Consider the following 16,804-nt stretch of genomic DNA (forward strand, 5'->3'; position numbering starts at 1 on the left):
CCCTCTAGCCACCATGGCAGTTTAGTCGCCGTCGGTCGATCTGTCGGGCCCACCACACAGGCTCAGGCTGTCGGGGATCGCTGCCCACTGCCCGCGGGTCAGCCGACGGCGGCCATGACCTCGTCGGAGACGTCGAAGTTGGCGTAGACGTTCTGCACGTCGTCGCTGTCCTCCAGGACGTCGATCAGCTTGAAGATCTTGCGCGCGCCCTCCTCGTCCAGCGGCACGGTGACGCTGGGCACCAGTGACGACTCGGCCGACTCGTACTCGATGCCGGCGTCCTGCAACGCGGTCCGCACGGCGAGCAGGTCACCCGGCTCGGAGACCACCTCGAACGCCTCGTCGAGGTCGTTGACCTCCTCGGCGCCCGCGTCGAGGACGGCCATCATCACGTCGTCCTCGGTGGTGCCGGCCTTGGGCACGATCACCACGCCCTTGCGGGAGAACATGTACGACACGGAGCCGGCGTCGGCGAACGAGCCGCCGTTGCGGGTCAGCGCGGTGCGTACCTCGGTGGCAGCGCGGTTGCGGTTGTCGGTCAGGCACTCGATCAGCAGCGCGACACCGTTCGGGCCGTACCCCTCGTACATGATCGTCTGGTAGTCGGCGCCGCCGGCCTCCAGGCCGGAGCCGCGCTTGACGGCCCGGTCGATGTTGTCGTTGGGGACCGAGTTCTTCTTGGCCTTCTGGATCGCGTCGTAGAGCGTCGGGTTACCGGCGGGATCACCGCCACCGGTACGCGCCGCGACCTCCACGTTCTTGATCAGCTTGGCGAACATCTTGCCGCGCTTGGCGTCGATGACCGCCTTCTTGTGCTTGGTCGTCGCCCACTTTGAGTGGCCGGACATCTGTTACCTCCGTTGCTACCCGCCGTCTGCATCGACCGCACCGAGCGCCCCGCTCCGCACCGGCGCACACGGTGGTGCCGGTCAGCTCTGGTGGAAGCAGTGGCGGCCAGATGGCCCTGCCGAATCTCGACAATCCTACCGACGTACGGCGGGTGACCGTCACCCGCCGCACGTCAGCCACCGGCCCGCTCTCCCCCGATCGACACAAAGCGGACGAAGTCACTCCCCCATGCCGTACGACCCCCGCACTGTGAACTCGGCAGTGCTGCGCTGCTCGCAGCGCTCGTCGAGCTCCGCCCGGAAGTGGCCGAACGACTCCAGCGACGGCAGCGGTCCGGGCAGGTCCGGGCCCATGACGACGTCGACGAAGCTGAGCCCGTCATCGAGCCGCAGGGTCAGATAGCGGAATCCGGGCGGGCGCAGCCGGGTCAGGTCCCGGTGTACCGCATCAAGCAGGGTCAGATGCTCGTCGAGGCGGTCCGCGCGGATGCGATACGTGATCAGAAGGGTCTCCATGATCGGCTCACCGGCCAACAGCCGGGACGGCGTCCCGGCCCGCCATCTCGGCACCCGCCACCGGGTCCGCCGCCTCGCCGGCACCCGTCGCCAGGTCCGCCCGGTGGCCGACGCGGTGTTCCCGTACCGCGGCGAGGAGTTCGGTGAGCATCGCCGTGATCATCGCCGCCCTGTCTTCGCCGGGCGAGATCCGACCGTCGGCGGTCGGGTCCGACCGATCCGCACCGGTCCAGTCGAAGTCCGTGAACAACCCCAGCTCGACATGGCTCGGTAGGACCTCCATGCCCACCTCGGCGAGAATCGGCCGCAGGTGCTCGGCCGCCCGCCCGCCCCCGCGTACGCCGTAGGTGAGCACCCCGGCCGGTTTGCCGCGCCACTCGGCGTCGAGATAGTCGATCGCGTTCTTGAGGACCGCCGGGACCGAGCTGTTGTACTCCGGGGTGACGAAGACGAAGGCGTCGTACGCCGCCACCACCGTCGACCAGCGACGGGTGTGATCGTGACGGTAGTCGCCGAACCTCGCCGGCACCGGTTCGTCGAGCATCGGCAGCCGCTGCTCGGCGAGATCGACCAGTTCGACGGTCACCTCACCCGCTCGCGCCGCCGGATGCCCGACCGTCGTCTCGGCCACCCATCCCGCCACCGTCGGGCCACGTCGCCCCGGGCGGCTGCTGCCGACGACCAGGGCCACCTTGATCGGTCCGTGCTGTCGTGTTCCGTTCATGAGCCGATCCCACCGCTGTCGGGAGCACTCGGGGAGACCGGCGGGAGGGTAGCCCTGGCGGGGACACGCTCCCGGGCCACGGGCGCGGCAGACTGGACGCGTGATGGACGGCGAGTTGGGCGCGTTCCTCCGCAGCCGCCGGGAGGCGCTGCGGCCCGAGCAGGTGGGGTTGCCCACCAACGGCCGGCGGCGTACGCCGGGCCTTCGGCGTGCGGAGTTGGCCACGTTGGCCCAGGTCAGTGTGGAATACCTGACTCGGCTCGAACAGGGCCGGGACACCCGCCCGTCGCCGGGCATCCTCGCCGCGCTGGCCGAGGCGCTGCAGCTGGACGACGCCGACCGGCGGCACCTTCAGCAGCTCGCGTCGGTCGACCAACGCCGGGAACTGTGCGCGGGTGGGCGGCCGTTCGTGTCACGTACCGTCCGCCCACAGGTCCGAACGCTGCTGGAGGCGCTACGGGACCGACCGGCGTACCTGATCAACCGGCTCGGCGACGTGCTGGCCTGGAACGAGCCGTTCGACCGGCTGGCCCGCCCGCTGGGGCTGCTCGACGACGAGCAGCCCAACCTCGTGTGGTTCACTTTCGCCCACGAACGCGCACCGGAGCACTTCCCCGACTGGGCCGACCTCGCCGACCAGCAGGTCGCCGACCTGCACCGGTTGCGCGGGGGCGACCCCGCCACCGACGCGTTCGCCGAACGGCTCGGCCGTACCGTCGGGGAACCGTTCCGGTCCCGGTGGCAGCGCCGGCCGGTCGCCGTGCAGCCGAGCGGGGTGCGCTGGCTGCGGCATCCGGAGGTGGGGCCGCTGCGCTTGTCGTACGAGACGCTGGAACTCGCCGACGACCAGCAGCGACTGGTGGTGCAGCAGCCCACCGACGCGGACAGCGCCGCAGCACTGGACCGCCTCCAGGGCCGCCGCCCCGGCAGCCTCCGCTCCGTCGCCGGCTGAAGCCAAGACACAACCACCCGCCCCCGCCGCCCCCGCCGCGCCGCCGCGCCGCCGCGCCGAAGATTGGCGGGCGGCGCGGACGTGGTCAGGCGGGCGGCGCGGGAGGGGTGGCGGGCCAGGCAGGTGGCCGGGCGGGCGGCGCGGGGGTGGTCAGGCGGGCGGGGCAGGGTCAGTGGGGGGCGCGGACCAGGTCTACGAAGTAGGCGTGCAGGCGGGGGTCGCCGGTGAGTTCCGGGTGGAACGAGGTGGCCAGCAGGTTGCCCTGGCGTACGGCGACGATCCGACCGGTGGCTGGTCCGTCGGCCACCGTGCCGAGCACCTCGACGCCCTCGCCGACCCGCTCGACCCAGGGCGCACGGATGAAGACCGCCTGCAGCGGCCCACCTGGGATGCCGGTGATCTCCACCGGCGCCTCGAAGGAGTCGACCTGCCGGCCGAACGCGTTGCGGCGGACGGTCATCGCGATGCCGTCGAAGCCACGCTGGTCCGACCGGCCGTCGAGCACCTCGTTGGCCAGCATGATCATCCCGGCGCAGGAGCCGTAGACCGGCATTCCGTCGGCAATCCGCTTGTCGATCGGGCCGCGCAGCTCGAAGATGTCGACCAGCTTGCTGATCGTGGTGGACTCCCCGCCCGGAATGACCAGGCCGTCGACCGCGTCCAGTTCCGCCGGCCGGCGTACGGTGTGGGCTCGCGCGCCCGCCGCGGTCAGCGCGGTGACGTGTTCGCGGACGTCGCCCTGGAGGGCGAGGACACCGATGACGGGTGCCGTCACCGTCGGGTCACCAGCCGCGCTCGGCGAGGCGGTGCGGCTGCGGGATGTCGTCGACGTTGATGCCGACCATCGCCTCGCCGAGGCCCCGGGACACCTTGGCCAGCACGTCCGGGTCGTCGTGGAAGGTGGTCGCCTTGACGATCGCGGCGGCCCGCTGGGCCGGGTTGCCGGACTTGAAGATGCCGGAGCCGACGAAGACGCCCTCGGCACCGAGCTGCATCATCATCGCCGCGTCGGCCGGGGTGGCGATGCCACCGGCGGTGAACAGCACCACCGGCAGCTTGCCGGTCTCGGCGATCTCCTTGACCAGCTCGTACGGTGCCTGCAACTCCTTCGCCGCGACGAACAGCTCGTCGGTCGGCAGTGACTGGAGGCGGCGGATCTCCTGGCGGATCTTCCGCATGTGGGTGGTGGCGTTGGAGACGTCGCCGGTGCCGGCCTCGCCCTTGGAGCGGATCATGGCGGCGCCCTCGGTGATCCGGCGCAGCGCCTCGCCCAGGTTCGTCGCGCCGCAGACGAACGGCACGGTGAACGCCCACTTGTCGATGTGGTTGGCGTAGTCGGCCGGGGTGAGCACCTCGGACTCGTCGACGTAGTCGACCCCGAGGGACTGGAGGATCTGCGCCTCGACGAAGTGGCCGATGCGGGCCTTGGCCATCACCGGGATGGAGACCGCGTTGATGATGCCGTCGATCATGTCGGGGTCGCTCATCCGGGACACCCCGCCCTGGGCACGGATGTCCGCGGGTACCCGCTCCAGCGCCATCACCGCTACCGCGCCGGCGTCCTCAGCGATCTTGGCCTGCTCGGCGGTGACCACGTCCATGATCACACCGCCCTTGAGCATCTCGGCCATGCCGCGCTTCACGCGGGCGGTGCCGACGACCGGGGTGGGACCGGCGTTCGGGGAAGTCGTCTCGGACACGTCGTCGCTCCTCAGGCGTCCTCGGCAGGTGGCAGCGCAGATGCTACGCCCGGGCCAACGCCGCTCCGACAGCCAATCAGACCCGTGGTGGCCTGCACTGTGTCCGCCGTCACCCGTGCCCGGCCACGGTCAGGTAGGGCGCACGGAAGGGCTCGGCGGGGGGTCAGCGGCTGGGCACGTCGGCGGCGGGGAAGGTGAGGGTCGGGTCGTCGATGTCGAAGTAGCGCGGCCAGGTGTGCCGGCGTCCCATCCGCAACAACCGCACCAGTGGCCGGCCGCGCGCCGACCGGGCGTCGCGGACCAGGTCGGTGTGCACCTGGCGGGCCAGGGCGAGCCGTCGGCTGGCGGCGATGACCGCCTCGCAGTCGGCGTCGGTGGGATCGAGCGGAACCGCCCGCAGCTGTCGGGTCAGGTCGTTCTCGGCCGCCTCCCGCTCGTCGGGCTCGGCGTCGAGGGCGACGCGCGCCGCCGCGTACAGCTCGACGCCGTAGCGGCGCTCGGCCAGCACCGCCGCCGCGGCGGCCCGGCGCAGCAGATGGGCGTCGAGGGCGCGGGCGGCGAGCTGGGCGCGATCCTGGAGCCGTTCGACCCGGCCGGCGGTCCAGATCAGGTACACCGCGACCAGGGCGACGACCACCGTCGCGCCCACCACCCACCACATGCCCGGCATCGTAGTGCTGCTCCCGTTCCTCGCGATCAGGTCAACTCCACCCACTCCTGGTCGATCACCCGCCCGTCGGTGGCCTCGATCGCCGCTGCGTATACCTCCAGAACCCGGCGGGCAACCACGGGCCAGTCGAAATTCGCCACCACCTGGTCACCGCAGGCGGTCAGCTCCGCCCGCTGAGCCGGGTCGTCCAGCAACTGCGACAGCGTCGCACGCAGGGTCACCGCGTCGCCGGTCGGGAACAGCCGGCCGGCCCGGCCGCCGTCGAGCACCCGGCGGAAGGCGTCCAGGTCGCTGGCCACGACTGTGGTGCCGGCGGCGAGCGCCTCGGTGAGGATCATGCCGAACGACTCGCCGCCGGTGTTCGGCGCGACGTAGAGGTGCACACTGCGCAGCATCCGCGCCTTCTCCTCCTCCGAGACCAGGCCGAGGAAGGTGACCTGGTCCCGCAGGTCGGGCGGGAACCTGTCGAACAGATCGTCCGGGTCGCCGGGACCGGCGACCAGCAGGCGTAGGCCGGGACGCTGCCGGGCCAGCTCGACGAAGGCGTCGCGCAGGATCGGGAACCCCTTGCGGGGCTCGGTGAAGCGGCCCAGGAAGCCGAGGGTGCCGCCGGTGCCCGGCCCGCACTCGCCCGGCCAGCCGGGCAGCGGTTCGACCCCGGCGAACTTGGCCACCGCCACCCCGTTGGGGATCTCCACCGCCCCACCGTCCAGGTGCTCGACCTGCACCTTGCGGGCCAGGGCGCTCACCGCGATCCGAGCGGTGATCCGCTCCAGCACGATCTGGAGCATCCCCTGGGCGGCGGCGAGCATCCGGGACCGAGTCATCGCGGTGTGGAAGGTGGCCACCACCGGCCCCCGGGCGGAGAGCACGGCGAGCATGGACAGGCTCAACGCGAGCGGTTCGTGCACGTGCAGCACGTCGAAGTCGCCCCGGGTGATCCAGCGGCGTACCCGGGCGGTGGAGACCGGCCCGAAGGCGATCCGGGCCACCGAGCCGTTGTACGGCAGCGGCACCGACCGGCCGGCCGACACCACGTACGGCGGCAACGGTGAATCCTCGTCCGCCGGGGCCAGGACGCTCACCTCGTGCCCGAGCCCGATCAGCGCCTCCGCCAGGTCCATGACATGGTTCTGCACCCCGCCGGGTACGTCGAAGGAGTACGGGCAGACGATGCCGATCCGCATTGCGCCCGTCCCCTCAGTCCAGCCACATCCGTTGCAGCATGTGCCAGTCTTCCGGATGCCGGGCGATGCCCGTCGCGAGACCGTCGGCGATCAGCTGGGTCAGCGATCGGACCCGCGTGTCGAGGGTGCCCGCCTCGGGCCCCGGCACCGGCAGCGGGCCCACCAGCGAGGCGCACGCCGCATCCGGTTCGTACCACATCGACGCCACATACAGCGGGGCGCCGGTACGCAGCGCGAGCAGTGCCGGACCGGCCGGCATCCGGGTCCGGCCGCCGAAGAAGTCCACCTCCACGCCACGGGTGGAGAGATCCCGGTCGGCCAGCAGCGGTACCACCGCCCCGGCGGCCAGCCGGTCGGTCAGCACGTCGATCGCCGGGCGGGCACCACCGTTGGTGGGCAGGATCTCCATGCCCAGCCCCTGCCGGAAGGCGACGAAGCGCTCGAAGACGCCCTCCGGCTTGAGCCGCTCGGCGACGGTGGACAGCGGCCAGCCGTTGGCGGCGACCCAGGCCCCGGCCGCGTCCCAGTTGCCGGCGTGCGGCAGCGCCACCACCGCACCACGCCCGGCGGCCACGTCCGCGGCGAGCACCTCGGCGCGGTCCAGCCGGAACCCGGCGAGCAGCTGCTCGCGGCTAAGCGCGGGCAGCCGGAACGCCTCCATCCAGTAGCGGGCGTACGAGCGCAGGCCCCGGCGGACCAGGTCGTCGAGTTCGGCCTCGGGCAGCTCGGGCCCGACCACGCGGCGGAGGTTGGCGCGTAGCCGGGTGGCACCCGGGCCACGGCGGCGGTGGGCGCGGTCGGCCCCGGCGGTGAACGCGGCGGCGGTGACCGGCCGGGGCAGCACGCGGACCAGCCGCCAGCCGGCGACGAAACCGAACTCGGTGAGATTCACCGGGTACTCCGCCCGGCTGTGCCGGTCACCCGTGGCCGCCCGGCACGTCGACCTGCTGGGCCTGCCGGTACACGTGCCGCATCCGCTGGCCGACGGTGAACAGGGACACCGCCGCGAGCAGCCAGAGCGCGATCGGCAGCGCCACCGGGTGGACCAGTTCGGCGAGCAGACCGCCGACACCGACGATCAGCAGTCGTTCCGTACGCTCGGCGATGCCCACGTTGCAGGTCATCCCGAGCCCTTCGGCGCGGGCCTTGACGTACGACACGAGCCCACCCGCGGCCAGGCAGATCAGCGCGGCGGCCACGCCCGCGTGGTTGCCCTCGGTGGCCAGGTAGAATGCGACCGCGCCGAACACCGCGCTGTCGGCGACCCGGTCCATGCTGGAGTCGAGGAACGCACCGAACCGGGTCGACCCGCCGCTCATCCGGGCCATCGTCCCGTCGAGCAGGTCGGTGAGCGCGAAGACCGTCACGATCAGCGCACCGGCGACCAGATGGCCGCGGGCGCCGAAGCCGAGCGCGCCGACGAGCACCCCGAGGGTGCCCGCGACGGTGACCGCGTTGGGGGACACGCCCGCGCGCAGCAGGCTACGGGCGATCGGCTCGACGACGCGGGTCATCCCCGCGCGGGCCGACACTTGGAAGATCTTCGCCATGGCGGTCCCACGATAACGGTCGGCGCTCGACCGGCGACACCGCCCGTCTGACCAGCCACGCTCAGCCGACGCGGCGGCCCGCCCGAAGAGGGTTGTGTCGGCCCGTCATCGGGTGTGAGATCGAGCCAGAAGGGTGACCCGGCTCACCCCGCCGCCTGTTGACTGCCCGGTTCCCAGCGAATCACCGGAGGATATCGCCGCAGCACCCCGCCCGGGCCGCATCCCGTCGCGTGCGGCGGTCGCCACCCACCACCACGGCTGAGGGAGGTGCGCCCGATGGCGCAGAGGAGTCAGGACAAGGGGGCCGCCGGCGTACCGGCGGTGACCGACCCCACCAGGATCCGCAACGTGGTGCTCGTCGGGCATTCCGGGGCGGGCAAGACGACGCTTGTCGAGGCGTTGCTCGCGGCCACCGGAACGATCGCCCGGGCCGGCTCGGTCACCGACGGCACCACCGTCTGCGATCACGACCCCGCCGCCGTACGTCAGCAGCGTTCGGTCGCGCTGGCCTGCGCGCCGCTGCTGCACGACGGGATCAAGGTGAACCTGCTCGACACGCCCGGCTACGCCGACTTCGTCGGTGAGCTGCGCGCCGGGCTACGGGCCGCCGACGCCGCGCTCTTCGTGGTCTCCGCCGTCGACGGGATGGACGCGGCCACCGCGGCGCTGTGGGAGGAATGCGCGGCGGTGGACATGCCCCGGGCGGTCGCGGTGGCCCGACTGGACCATCCCCGCGCCGACTTCGACGAGGCGGTGGCGCTGTGCCAGCGGGTCTTCGGCGACAACGTGCTCCCGCTCTACCTGCCGATGCTCGGTGACGACGGCGAATCCACCGTCGGCCTGCTGGGGTTGATCACGCGGCGGGTCTTCGACTACACGGGCGGGCTGCCGCCGCAGGTGCGCGAACCCGACCCGGAGCACCTGCCGGCCATCGTCGAGTCCCGCAACGAGCTGATCGAGGGGATCATCGCCGAGAGCGAGGACGAGACCCTGATGGACCGGTACCTCGCAGGTGAGGAGATCGACGCCGGCATCCTGGTGGAGGACTTGGAGAAGGCGGTCGCCCGCGGCCACTTCTATCCGGTGGTACCGGTCTGCGCGGCGACCGGGGTCGGCCTGGACGCGTTGCTGGAAGTGCTCACCGCCGGTTTCCCCGCCCCGCCGGAGCACGCGCTGCCCGCGGTGACCGGGGTGGACGGCTCCCCACGGCCGCCGCTGACCTGCGACCCGGACGGCCCCCTGGTGGCCGAGGTGGTGCGGACCACCATCGACCGGCATGTCGGGCGGGTCTGCGTGGTCCGGGTCTTCTCCGGCACGCTGCGCCCCGAGCAGACCGTGCACGTGTCCGGGCACGGTCTGGCCGAACGCGGGCACCCCGACCACGACGCCGACGAACGGATCGCCCACCTCTACAGCCCGCTCGGCGCCACCCTGCGGGAGGTCGGCGTGGCGGTGGCCGGTGACATCTGCGCGATCACCAAGTCCGGCAGCGCGGAGACCGGCGACACCATCTCCGCCAAGGAGAACCCACTGCTGATCGCGCCGTGGGAGATGCCGGAGCCGTTGCTGCCGGTGGCGATCGTGGCGAAGTCCCGGTCCGACGAGGACACCCTGGCCCGCAACCTCGGCCGGCTGGTGGCCGGCGACCCGACGATGCGGCTGGAGCGCAACCCGGAGACCCACCAACTGGTGCTGTGGTGCATGGGCGAGGCGCACGCCGACGTGGTCCTCGACCGGCTGCGCGCGGGCGGGGTGGAGCTGGACACCGAGCCGGTGCGGGTGGCGCTGCGGGAGACGCTTACCGTGCCGGCCCGGGGGCACGGCCGGCATGTCAAGCAGTCCGGCGGCCACGGACAGTACGCCGTCTGCGACATCGAGGTGGAGCCGTTGCCGCGCGGCGGCGGCTTCGAGTTCGTCGACCGGGTGGTCGGCGGCGCGGTCCCGCACAACTACATCCCCTCGGTGGAGAAGGGGGTACGCGCCCAGATGGAGCGCGGTCTGGTCGCCGGCCATCCGGTGGTGGACCTGCGGGTCACCCTGGTCGACGGCAAGGCACACAGCGTGGACTCCTCCGACGCGGCGTTCCAGACCGCCGGGGCGCTGGCCCTGCGTGACGCCGCCGACCAGGGGCAGCCGGCGCTGCTGGAGCCGGTCGACGAGGTGACGGTACGGGTGCCCGACGGCAACGTGGGCGCGGTGATGGGCGACCTGTCCGGGCGACGCGGCCGGGTGCTCGGCACCGAACCGGACCCGGCCTCGGAGGGCCGCACCCTGGTACGCGCCGAGGTGCCCGCCACGGAGCTGCTGCGTTACGCCGTGGAGCTGCGGGCGATGACCTCGGGAGCCGGCACCTTCCGGCGCCACTTCGTCCGTTACGACCCGATGCCCGCCCACCTCGCCGACCAGATCCGCAAGGAGCACACCTGACCGGTCAGGGGCGGGCGGTGGGGAGCATCGGGCTGGGCCAGTAGGGGCGGTCGGCTTCCCGCAGCGCGGCGGCCCGCAGGGCGGCGAGCTGCCGTTCCACCTCGGCGAAGTGGTCGGGGGCGAGCGGGCCGAGGGCCAACGCGGCGGCGTTCTCCTCGACCTGGGCGACGGTGCGGCAGCCCGGGATCGGGATGGCCCGATCGCTGCGCGCCCAGATCCAGCCCAGCGCCCCCTGCGCCAGGGTGCGTCCGTCGGCGATCAACGTGGCCCGGACCGCGTGCACCCGGCGCAGCCACTCCGGCGCCGGCCGCCCGCCCCGGAACCACTCCAGCCAACCCGAGGTCATCCCCCGCACGTCGTCGCGGGGCAGCACCGACTCGGGGCGGTACTTGCCGGTGAGCAACCCCATGCCGAGCGGACCACGATTGACGCTGGCCAGGTCGTACTTCTCGCAGACGGCGAGCAGGTCGGGTGCGTCACGCAGCACCGACAGGCTGTGCTGCACGGCGGCGGCGTGCGGGGCATCGTGCCCGAAGGCCGCAGCCCGGTCGGCCCGGTCGGTGCTCCAGCCGTACGCACGGACCAGACCGTCGGCCACCAGGTCCTCCAACGCGCCGATCAGCTCGTGGGCCTGCGGCACGGGCAGGTCGGCCAGGTGTAGCTGGTAGAGGTCGATCCGGTCGGTCCCGAGGCGGCGCAGCGAGTCCCACACGGCCCGCCGCAGGTACGCCGGTGAGGCGTCGGGCCCGATGGCCTGCCGGGTCCGCTCGTCGAACGTGTATCCCCACTTGGTGGCGATCACCGCTTCGTCACGGCGTCCGGCCAGGGCCCGCCCGAGGACCCGTTCACCGTGTCCCGCGCCGTAGCTGTCGGCGGTGTCGAAGAGGGTCACGCCGAGGTCGAGCGCGCGACGGATCGCCCGCACCGACTCCTCGTCGTCAACCGCCCCCCAGCCCAGCGGCATGCGCCCCTCGGCCCACGGGCCGGCGATCGCCCAGCAGCCCATGCCCATGGCGCTGACCTCGATGCCGCTGCGGCCCAGCGTCCGCGTCGACTCCACCACCGGCGCATCGTGCCATCTTTCGGACAGACGTTGACGAACATCCAGCACGATCATCCGTACGGGTCCCGGTGTGCGTACGGATCACCCGACTGGCGGCGGGATCCGGCGCCGTTTCGTCCGCGCCGCGCCGCGCCGCGACCGACCTGCGGATGGCCCCCGGGAAGCCACTGTTCGACGTGTCCCCTTTGCTCTGCTTACTGATACGCATCGACTTCACTGCGTAACCTCCGCGTGGGTTGAAGCAGAGCAAAGGGCGCGGACCAAGGGCTGCCGCCGTCACCCGGCGACAAGACGCGAAGCACGAGCGGGAGACGGCGCGGCGCGATGCACGAGCTGGAGACGACGGGGAAACGGCGCGGCGCGGAAACGGCGCGGACGGCGCGGAAACGGCGCGGGACGGGCCGGAGGCGGGCTGTGGTCAGGAGGGCCAGGCGCGGGCGAGCAGGTCGCGGGTGTCGCCCAACAGTTGCGGCAGGACCTTGGTACGCCCGATCACCGGCATGAAGTTGGCGTCACCACCCCACCGGGGCACCACGTGCTGGTGCAGGTGGGCGGCGATGCCGGCACCAGCGACTCCGCCCTGGTTCATCCCCAGGTTGAAGCCGTGGGCGCTGCTGACCTTGCGGATCACCCGCATCGCGGTCTGGGTGAACGACGCCAGCTCGGCGGTCTCCGGCCCGTCCAGGTCGGTGTAGTCGGCCACGTGCCGGTACGGGCAGACCAGCAGATGCCCCGGGTTGTACGGGTACAGGTTGAGCACCACGAACACGTGCCCACCACGCGCCACGACCAGGCTCTCCTCCGGCGGCCGGGCGGGCGCCAGGCAGAACGGGCACCCGGAGGGTCGCTCGTAACCCCCCTCGGGCCGGTCCTCCCCGGAGATGTACGTCATCCGGTGGGGCGTCCAGAGCCGGTCCAGCCCGTCGGCCATGTCCCTGTCGGTGTGCTCCTCCGCCCCAGTCACATCGGCGATCCTACGGCCCTTCCCGGCCGTCACATCTCGGCGGAGGGGCCGGTGTTGGTCCGGGAGGTGACCACGTCGAGGACGTGGGTGACCGCCTCGGCCAGCGGTACGCCGTTGCGCTGGGAGCCGTCCCGGTAGCGGAACGAGACGGTGCCTGCGGCCACGTCGTCGTCGCCCGCGATCACCATGAACGGGATCTTCTGCTGCTGCGCGGTGCGGATCTTCTTCTGCATCCGCTCGTCACCGGCGTCCACCTGGGCGCGGATGCCCTCGGCGCGCAGCGCGGCGACGAAGCCGTGCAGGTAGTCGGCGTGGTCGTCGCGGATCGGGATGCCGACCACCTGCACCGGGGCCAGCCAGGCCGGGAACGCCCCCGCGTAGTGCTCGGTGAGCACGCCGAAGAACCGTTCGATCGAACCGAAGAGCGCCCGGTGGATCATGACGGGCCGCTGCCGGGTGCCGTCGGCGGCCTGGTACTCCAGGCCGAACCGCTCCGGCTGGTTGAAGTCGACCTGGATGGTGGACATCTGCCAGGTCCGGCCGATGGCGTCCTTGGCCTGCACGGAGATCTTCGGGCCGTAGAAGGCCGCGCCGCCCGGGTCCGGTACCAGTTCCAGACCGGAGGTCTCGGCGGCGGTGCGCAGCGCCTCGGTGGCCTCCGCCCAGTCGGCGTCGGAGCCGATGAACTTCGGCGAGTCGTCGCGGGTGGACAGCTCCAGGTAAAAGTCGTCCAGGCCGTAGTCGCGCAGCAGGTCCAGCACGAACGACAGCAGGGTGGTCAGCTCGCCGGGCATCTGCTCCCGGGTGCAGTAGATGTGCGAGTCGTCCTGGGTCAGGCCGCGTACCCGGGTGAGGCCGTGCACCACACCCGACTTCTCGTACCGGTAGACGGTGCCGAACTCGAACAGCCGCAGCGGCAGTTCGCGGTAGGACCGACCGCGCGACCGGAAGATCAGGTTGTGCATCGGGCAGTTCATCGCCTTGAGGTAGTACTCCGCCCCCTCCAACTGCATGGGCGGGAACATCGTGTCGGCGTAGTACGGCAGGTGGCCCGAGGTGTGGAAGAGCTGCGCCTTGGTGATGTGCGGGCTGTTGACGAACTCGTACCCCGCCTCCTCGTGCCGGCGACGCGAGTAGTCCTCCAACTCCCGGCGGATGATGCCGCCCTTGGGATGGAAGACCGCGAGGCCCGAACCGATCTCGTCGGGGAAGCTGAACAGGTCCAGGTCCGCGCCGAGCTTGCGGTGGTCGCGCCGGGCGGCCTCCTCCAGCAGCTTCAGGTACGCCTTCAACCCGTCGCGGGTCGGCCAGGCGGTGCCGTACACCCGCTGCAACTGCGGGTTCTTCTCCGACCCACGCCAGTAGGCGGCGGCCGAGCGCATCAGCTTGAACGCGCCGATCAGCCGGGTGTTCGGCAGATGCGGCCCCCGGCACAGGTCCGACCAGCAGACCTTGTCCTCGTCGGCGGCGAGGTTGTCGTAGATGGTCAGCTCACCGCCGCCGACCTCCATCACCTCGGAGGAGTCCAGCCCTTCGCCCTTGACGTCGATCAGCTCCAGCTTGAACGGCTCGGCCGCCAGCTCGGTCTTCGCCTCGTCCAAGCTGTCGAAGCGGCGACGCCGGAACCGCTGCCCCGACTTGATGATCTCCTGCATCCGCTTCTCGAGCTTGGCCAGGTCGTCGGGCTGGAACGGCTTGTCCACCGCGAAGTCGTAGTAGAAGCCGTTGTCGATCGGCGGGCCGATGCCGAGCTTCGCCTGCGGAAAGATGTCCTGTACGGCCTGGGCCAGCACGTGGGCGGTGGAGTGGCGCAGCACGTTCAGCCCGTCCGGCGAGTCCAGCGCGACCGGCTCGACGGCGGTCTCCTCGGCCGGTCGCCAGTCCAGGTCGCGCAGCACGCCGTGCGGGTCGCGGACCACCACGATCGCCCGGGGGCCGTTTGTGGGCAGCCCGGCCGCGGCCACCGCGTCGGCCGCCGTGGTCCCGGCGGCGACGACGACGGGGTCGGCCACGGCGGGGGTACGGGGTGCGGACACGGATGACTCCTCGCAGCAGACGTGACGGATGGTGCCGATGCCGGCGCACTGATGCTATCGGGCGGCCCGGGCGTCACCGTCGTCGACACCGCCGGCAGACGATTGCCGCCACCGTTGAACCTTTCCGGCCCGGGATCCGAACTACCGGGTGTGGCCGGAGCCGGTTCCGGCCGCGTGGACACGGATGGGAACCCAGATGGCGATGACGCACGGCGGGAGCCGTCGACGCCGGGGCGTGCTGGTGGCCGCCCTGGCCACGGCCGTGGTGCTGCTCTGGCCCGCCACGGCATGGGCCGACGGGGTGACCTTCACCCCGACCGAGGCGCAGCAGGGCAACGCGGTGAAGCTCGAATTCGTGGTGCCCGACGAACGGCCGGGTGTCCGGACCGAGAAGGTCGAGATCAGGATCCCCGAGGACCCGCCGATCGCCGAGGTGTACCCGCTGTCGGTGCCGGGCTGGGCACCGACGATCACCACCCGGAAGCTGGACCGGCCGGTGGCGGGCATGCACGGCCCGGCCACCGACGTGGTGACCGCCTCGCTGATCTGGTCGCGGGCGAAGGGTGCGGCGGGCGAGGGCCCGGCTCGGCTGGTGTTCTCGATGGCCCCCCTGCCGCAGACCCAACGGCTGACCTTCGAACTGGTGCAGACGTACGCCGACGGACTCCAGGTGCAGTGGGGCGGTCGCCCCGGCCAGCGTCGGCTGCCCACGCTGACGCTGGTGCCGGGTGATCCGGCCTATCCGGGTGCCCACGGTGGGCACGGCGCGGCCCCCGGCGGCGCAGCGCCCGCCGAGGCTCCGCCCACCACCGCCGCCTCCGACGGTGGTCCGAATGCGAACAGCCTGCTCGCCGCCGGGCTGGTCGCCGGCCTCGGCGGCGGCGCGGTGGTGGGTTGGCTGATCAGCCGCCGACGCCGCGCGACGACCGAGGAGATCGACCGCTCGGTGCTCGACGAGGAGCAGCCGCCAGCCGGGCCCGCGACGGCCAGCTCCGACGCGGGCAGGACGGGCGACGCGGACGGCCCTGAGACGGCCACCGCCGGGACGGCCGATGGCGGGACGCCCAGCGACGTGGCGGACGGCTCCGGTGCGGCCGGGACGCCCAAGGGTGCCGGTGCCGAGAAGGTCGAGGCGGGCGCGCGGCGGTGAGCGGCGGGCGCGGCGCGTCCGGGTCAGCCGACCCAGTCGGGTAGCGGCTCCCGGGCGGCCAGCCAGTCGGCGGGCACGCCGCCCTCGGTGGCGACCCCGGTGTACGCGGCGACCACCCCACCGGCGATGGCGGCGGTGGTGTCCACGTCGCCACCCGCCGCCACGCAGGCGCGTACCGCGGCCGGGTAGTCGTTCAGGTGGGTGGCGGCGACCCAGCAGGTGAAGGCGACGGTGTCCTGCGCGGTGACGCGGGATCCGTTGCCGAGTGCGTCCACCACCTCCGGCAGCGGACGGCCCAGCAACCCCGCCGCCCGGCGTACGCCCCGGTGCACCTCCGTCGCCGGGTCCACTGCGGCGGCGACGCTGGCGAGCAGGCGACCCGGATCCGGCCGGTCGCCGTCCAGCCGGGCCCGGGCGGCTCGCGCGGCGGCCACCGCCACCGCCACCGCACCGGCGATCCCTTCCGGGTGGGCGTGGGTCACCTCGGCCGATGCCTGTGCCTGCGCGACCACCCGGCTGGTCGAGTCGGCGAAGTACGCGCCCAGCGGGGCGACTCGCATCGCCGCCCCGTTGCCGCAGGACCCCTGCCCGTCGAACGCGGACGCGGCGGCGACCGGCCACGGGGTGCCGGTCCGGATCAGGCGCAGGATGCGCACCGCTCCGGGGCCGTAGCCACGGTAGGGCTCGCAACGTCCGGCGAAGTCGAGCGCCAGGCTGTCCCGGTCGATCCGGCCCGCCTCGGCCAGCCGGGTCAGCACCGAGCAGGCCATCTCGGTGTCGTCGGTCCACTGCCAGGGCGGTGGCGGGAGGCGATCGGCGGCGAGGTCGGCGGCGTGCCGGCCGGGAACGAAGAACTGGGAGCCGAGGGCGTCGCCGACCGACAGGCCGGCGAGGCTGTCCCGGGCCAGGGCCAGGCGGGTGTCCGGATAGAGGGTGAACGTCATGGTCGCACCAGCTTGGCGGGTTCCGGGGTGGGCCGCAATGACGCCGCACTTGCCGCCCCGAGTACCGTGCTTG

General features: G+C 72.4%; 16 protein-coding genes. 3 read left to right on the forward strand and 13 right to left on the reverse strand.

From position 1 onward, the window contains the following. Positions 1 to 98: 98 nt before the first annotated feature. The 3 genes from ACFY2A_RS03410 to ACFY2A_RS03420 all read right to left on the reverse strand — a co-directional run bounded on the left by ACFY2A_RS03410 (position 99) and on the right by ACFY2A_RS03420 (position 2,088). On the reverse strand, positions 99 to 848 hold the full coding sequence (locus ACFY2A_RS03410; protein ID WP_099846556.1) for a YebC/PmpR family DNA-binding transcriptional regulator: 750 nt from the start codon (positions 846 to 848) through the stop codon (positions 99 to 101). Positions 849 to 1,067: 219 nt separating this feature from the next. Continuing rightward, positions 1,068 to 1,364 carry a hypothetical protein gene (locus tag ACFY2A_RS03415; protein ID WP_387167857.1) on the reverse strand — a complete coding sequence of 99 codons (297 nt, stop codon included), beginning with the start codon at positions 1,362 to 1,364 and terminating at the stop codon, positions 1,068 to 1,070. Between the two features lie 7 nt (positions 1,365 to 1,371). Next, entirely contained in the window at positions 1,372 to 2,088 is a 717-nt protein-coding gene (locus tag ACFY2A_RS03420) for an NADPH-dependent FMN reductase (RefSeq protein WP_387167860.1), read from the reverse strand. Between the two features lie 103 nt (positions 2,089 to 2,191). Between ACFY2A_RS03420 and ACFY2A_RS03425 the strand changes: the two genes are divergently transcribed. Beyond that, positions 2,192 to 3,040, forward strand: coding sequence for a helix-turn-helix transcriptional regulator (locus ACFY2A_RS03425; RefSeq protein ID WP_387168543.1), 849 nt, complete (start codon positions 2,192 to 2,194; stop codon positions 3,038 to 3,040). A gap of 169 nt (positions 3,041 to 3,209) precedes the next feature. Here the strand turns inward: ACFY2A_RS03425 and pdxT are convergent, their stop codons facing one another. The 6 genes from pdxT to pgsA all read right to left on the reverse strand — a co-directional run bounded on the left by pdxT (position 3,210) and on the right by pgsA (position 8,147). Beyond that, entirely contained in the window at positions 3,210 to 3,815 is a 606-nt protein-coding gene (gene pdxT, locus ACFY2A_RS03430; RefSeq protein WP_387167863.1) for a pyridoxal 5'-phosphate synthase glutaminase subunit PdxT, read from the reverse strand. A 7-nt stretch (positions 3,816 to 3,822) separates the two neighbouring features. Next, complete coding sequence (gene pdxS / locus ACFY2A_RS03435; protein ID WP_363918849.1) at positions 3,823 to 4,740, reverse strand: pyridoxal 5'-phosphate synthase lyase subunit PdxS; 918 nt, start codon at positions 4,738 to 4,740, stop codon at positions 3,823 to 3,825. Between the two features lie 163 nt (positions 4,741 to 4,903). Beyond that, positions 4,904 to 5,401 (reverse strand): hypothetical protein, encoded by a 498-nt coding sequence (locus ACFY2A_RS03440; RefSeq protein ID WP_387167867.1) that lies wholly within the window; start codon positions 5,399 to 5,401, stop codon positions 4,904 to 4,906. 35 nt (positions 5,402 to 5,436) lie between these two features. After that, positions 5,437 to 6,597 carry a glycosyltransferase family 4 protein gene (locus ACFY2A_RS03445; protein ID WP_363918853.1) on the reverse strand — a complete coding sequence of 387 codons (1,161 nt, stop codon included), beginning with the start codon at positions 6,595 to 6,597 and terminating at the stop codon, positions 5,437 to 5,439. A gap of 13 nt (positions 6,598 to 6,610) precedes the next feature. Further along, entirely contained in the window at positions 6,611 to 7,489 is an 879-nt protein-coding gene (locus ACFY2A_RS03450) for a phosphatidylinositol mannoside acyltransferase (RefSeq protein WP_387167870.1), read from the reverse strand. A gap of 25 nt (positions 7,490 to 7,514) precedes the next feature. Continuing rightward, a complete protein-coding gene (gene pgsA / locus ACFY2A_RS03455; RefSeq protein WP_363918857.1) occupies positions 7,515 to 8,147 on the reverse strand; it encodes a phosphatidylinositol phosphate synthase in 633 nt (210 codons plus the stop codon). Positions 8,148 to 8,423: 276 nt separating this feature from the next. On the opposite strand from pgsA, the gene ACFY2A_RS03460 reads away from it, so the two are divergent. Then, positions 8,424 to 10,574: an elongation factor G-like protein EF-G2 gene (locus tag ACFY2A_RS03460; protein ID WP_387167874.1), complete on the forward strand. Its 2,151-nt coding sequence runs from the start codon at positions 8,424 to 8,426 to the stop codon at positions 10,572 to 10,574. A 4-nt stretch (positions 10,575 to 10,578) separates the two neighbouring features. Here the strand turns inward: ACFY2A_RS03460 and ACFY2A_RS03465 are convergent, their stop codons facing one another. The 3 genes from ACFY2A_RS03465 to thrS form a co-directional block, all read right to left on the reverse strand. Next, positions 10,579 to 11,586, reverse strand: a complete 1,008-nt coding sequence (locus ACFY2A_RS03465; RefSeq protein ID WP_387168546.1) for an aldo/keto reductase — start codon at positions 11,584 to 11,586, stop codon at positions 10,579 to 10,581. 469 nt (positions 11,587 to 12,055) lie between these two features. Next, positions 12,056 to 12,568, reverse strand: coding sequence for an HIT family protein (locus ACFY2A_RS03470; RefSeq protein ID WP_387168550.1), 513 nt, complete (start codon positions 12,566 to 12,568; stop codon positions 12,056 to 12,058). Between the two features lie 62 nt (positions 12,569 to 12,630). Beyond that, a complete protein-coding gene (thrS, locus tag ACFY2A_RS03475) occupies positions 12,631 to 14,637 on the reverse strand; it encodes a threonine--tRNA ligase (RefSeq protein WP_387167877.1) in 2,007 nt (668 codons plus the stop codon). A gap of 196 nt (positions 14,638 to 14,833) precedes the next feature. Here thrS and ACFY2A_RS03480 point away from each other — a divergent pair, with 196 nt between their 5' ends. Next, positions 14,834 to 15,787 carry a DUF1775 domain-containing protein gene (locus ACFY2A_RS03480; RefSeq protein ID WP_387167880.1) on the forward strand — a complete coding sequence of 318 codons (954 nt, stop codon included), beginning with the start codon at positions 14,834 to 14,836 and terminating at the stop codon, positions 15,785 to 15,787. A gap of 23 nt (positions 15,788 to 15,810) precedes the next feature. On the opposite strand, the gene ACFY2A_RS03485 is transcribed toward ACFY2A_RS03480, so the two are convergent. After that, complete coding sequence (locus tag ACFY2A_RS03485; RefSeq protein ID WP_363918867.1) at positions 15,811 to 16,731, reverse strand: ADP-ribosylglycohydrolase family protein; 921 nt, start codon at positions 16,729 to 16,731, stop codon at positions 15,811 to 15,813. Positions 16,732 to 16,804 lie beyond the last annotated feature (73 nt).

This window comes from Micromonospora sp. NPDC000442 (assembly GCF_042898635.1).
Taxonomy (GTDB): Bacteria; Actinomycetota; Actinomycetes; order Mycobacteriales; family Micromonosporaceae; genus Micromonospora.

Excerpts from the sequence above, each read along its gene's own strand:
- ACFY2A_RS03420 (WP_387167860.1), bottom strand. The coding sequence starts at position 2,088 with ATGAACGGAACACGACAGCACGGACCGATCAAGGTGGCCCTGGTCGTC.
- ACFY2A_RS03465 (WP_387168546.1), bottom strand. The coding sequence starts at position 11,586 with ATGGGCATGGGCTGCTGGGCGATCGCCGGCCCGTGGGCCGAGGGGCGC.
- ACFY2A_RS03480 (WP_387167880.1), top strand. The coding sequence starts at position 14,834 with ATGGCGATGACGCACGGCGGGAGCCGTCGACGCCGGGGCGTGCTGGTG.
- ACFY2A_RS03415 (WP_387167857.1), bottom strand. The coding sequence starts at position 1,364 with ATGGAGACCCTTCTGATCACGTATCGCATCCGCGCGGACCGCCTCGAC.
- ACFY2A_RS03485 (WP_363918867.1), bottom strand. The coding sequence starts at position 16,731 with ATGACGTTCACCCTCTATCCGGACACCCGCCTGGCCCTGGCCCGGGAC.
- ACFY2A_RS03425 (WP_387168543.1), top strand. The coding sequence starts at position 2,192 with ATGGACGGCGAGTTGGGCGCGTTCCTCCGCAGCCGCCGGGAGGCGCTG.
- ACFY2A_RS03470 (WP_387168550.1), bottom strand. The coding sequence starts at position 12,568 with ATGGCCGACGGGCTGGACCGGCTCTGGACGCCCCACCGGATGACGTAC.
- ACFY2A_RS03440 (WP_387167867.1), bottom strand. The coding sequence starts at position 5,401 with ATGTGGTGGGTGGTGGGCGCGACGGTGGTCGTCGCCCTGGTCGCGGTG.
- pgsA (WP_363918857.1), bottom strand. The coding sequence starts at position 8,147 with ATGGCGAAGATCTTCCAAGTGTCGGCCCGCGCGGGGATGACCCGCGTC.
- ACFY2A_RS03445 (WP_363918853.1), bottom strand. The coding sequence starts at position 6,597 with ATGCGGATCGGCATCGTCTGCCCGTACTCCTTCGACGTACCCGGCGGG.
- ACFY2A_RS03410 (WP_099846556.1), bottom strand. The coding sequence starts at position 848 with ATGTCCGGCCACTCAAAGTGGGCGACGACCAAGCACAAGAAGGCGGTC.
- ACFY2A_RS03460 (WP_387167874.1), top strand. The coding sequence starts at position 8,424 with ATGGCGCAGAGGAGTCAGGACAAGGGGGCCGCCGGCGTACCGGCGGTG.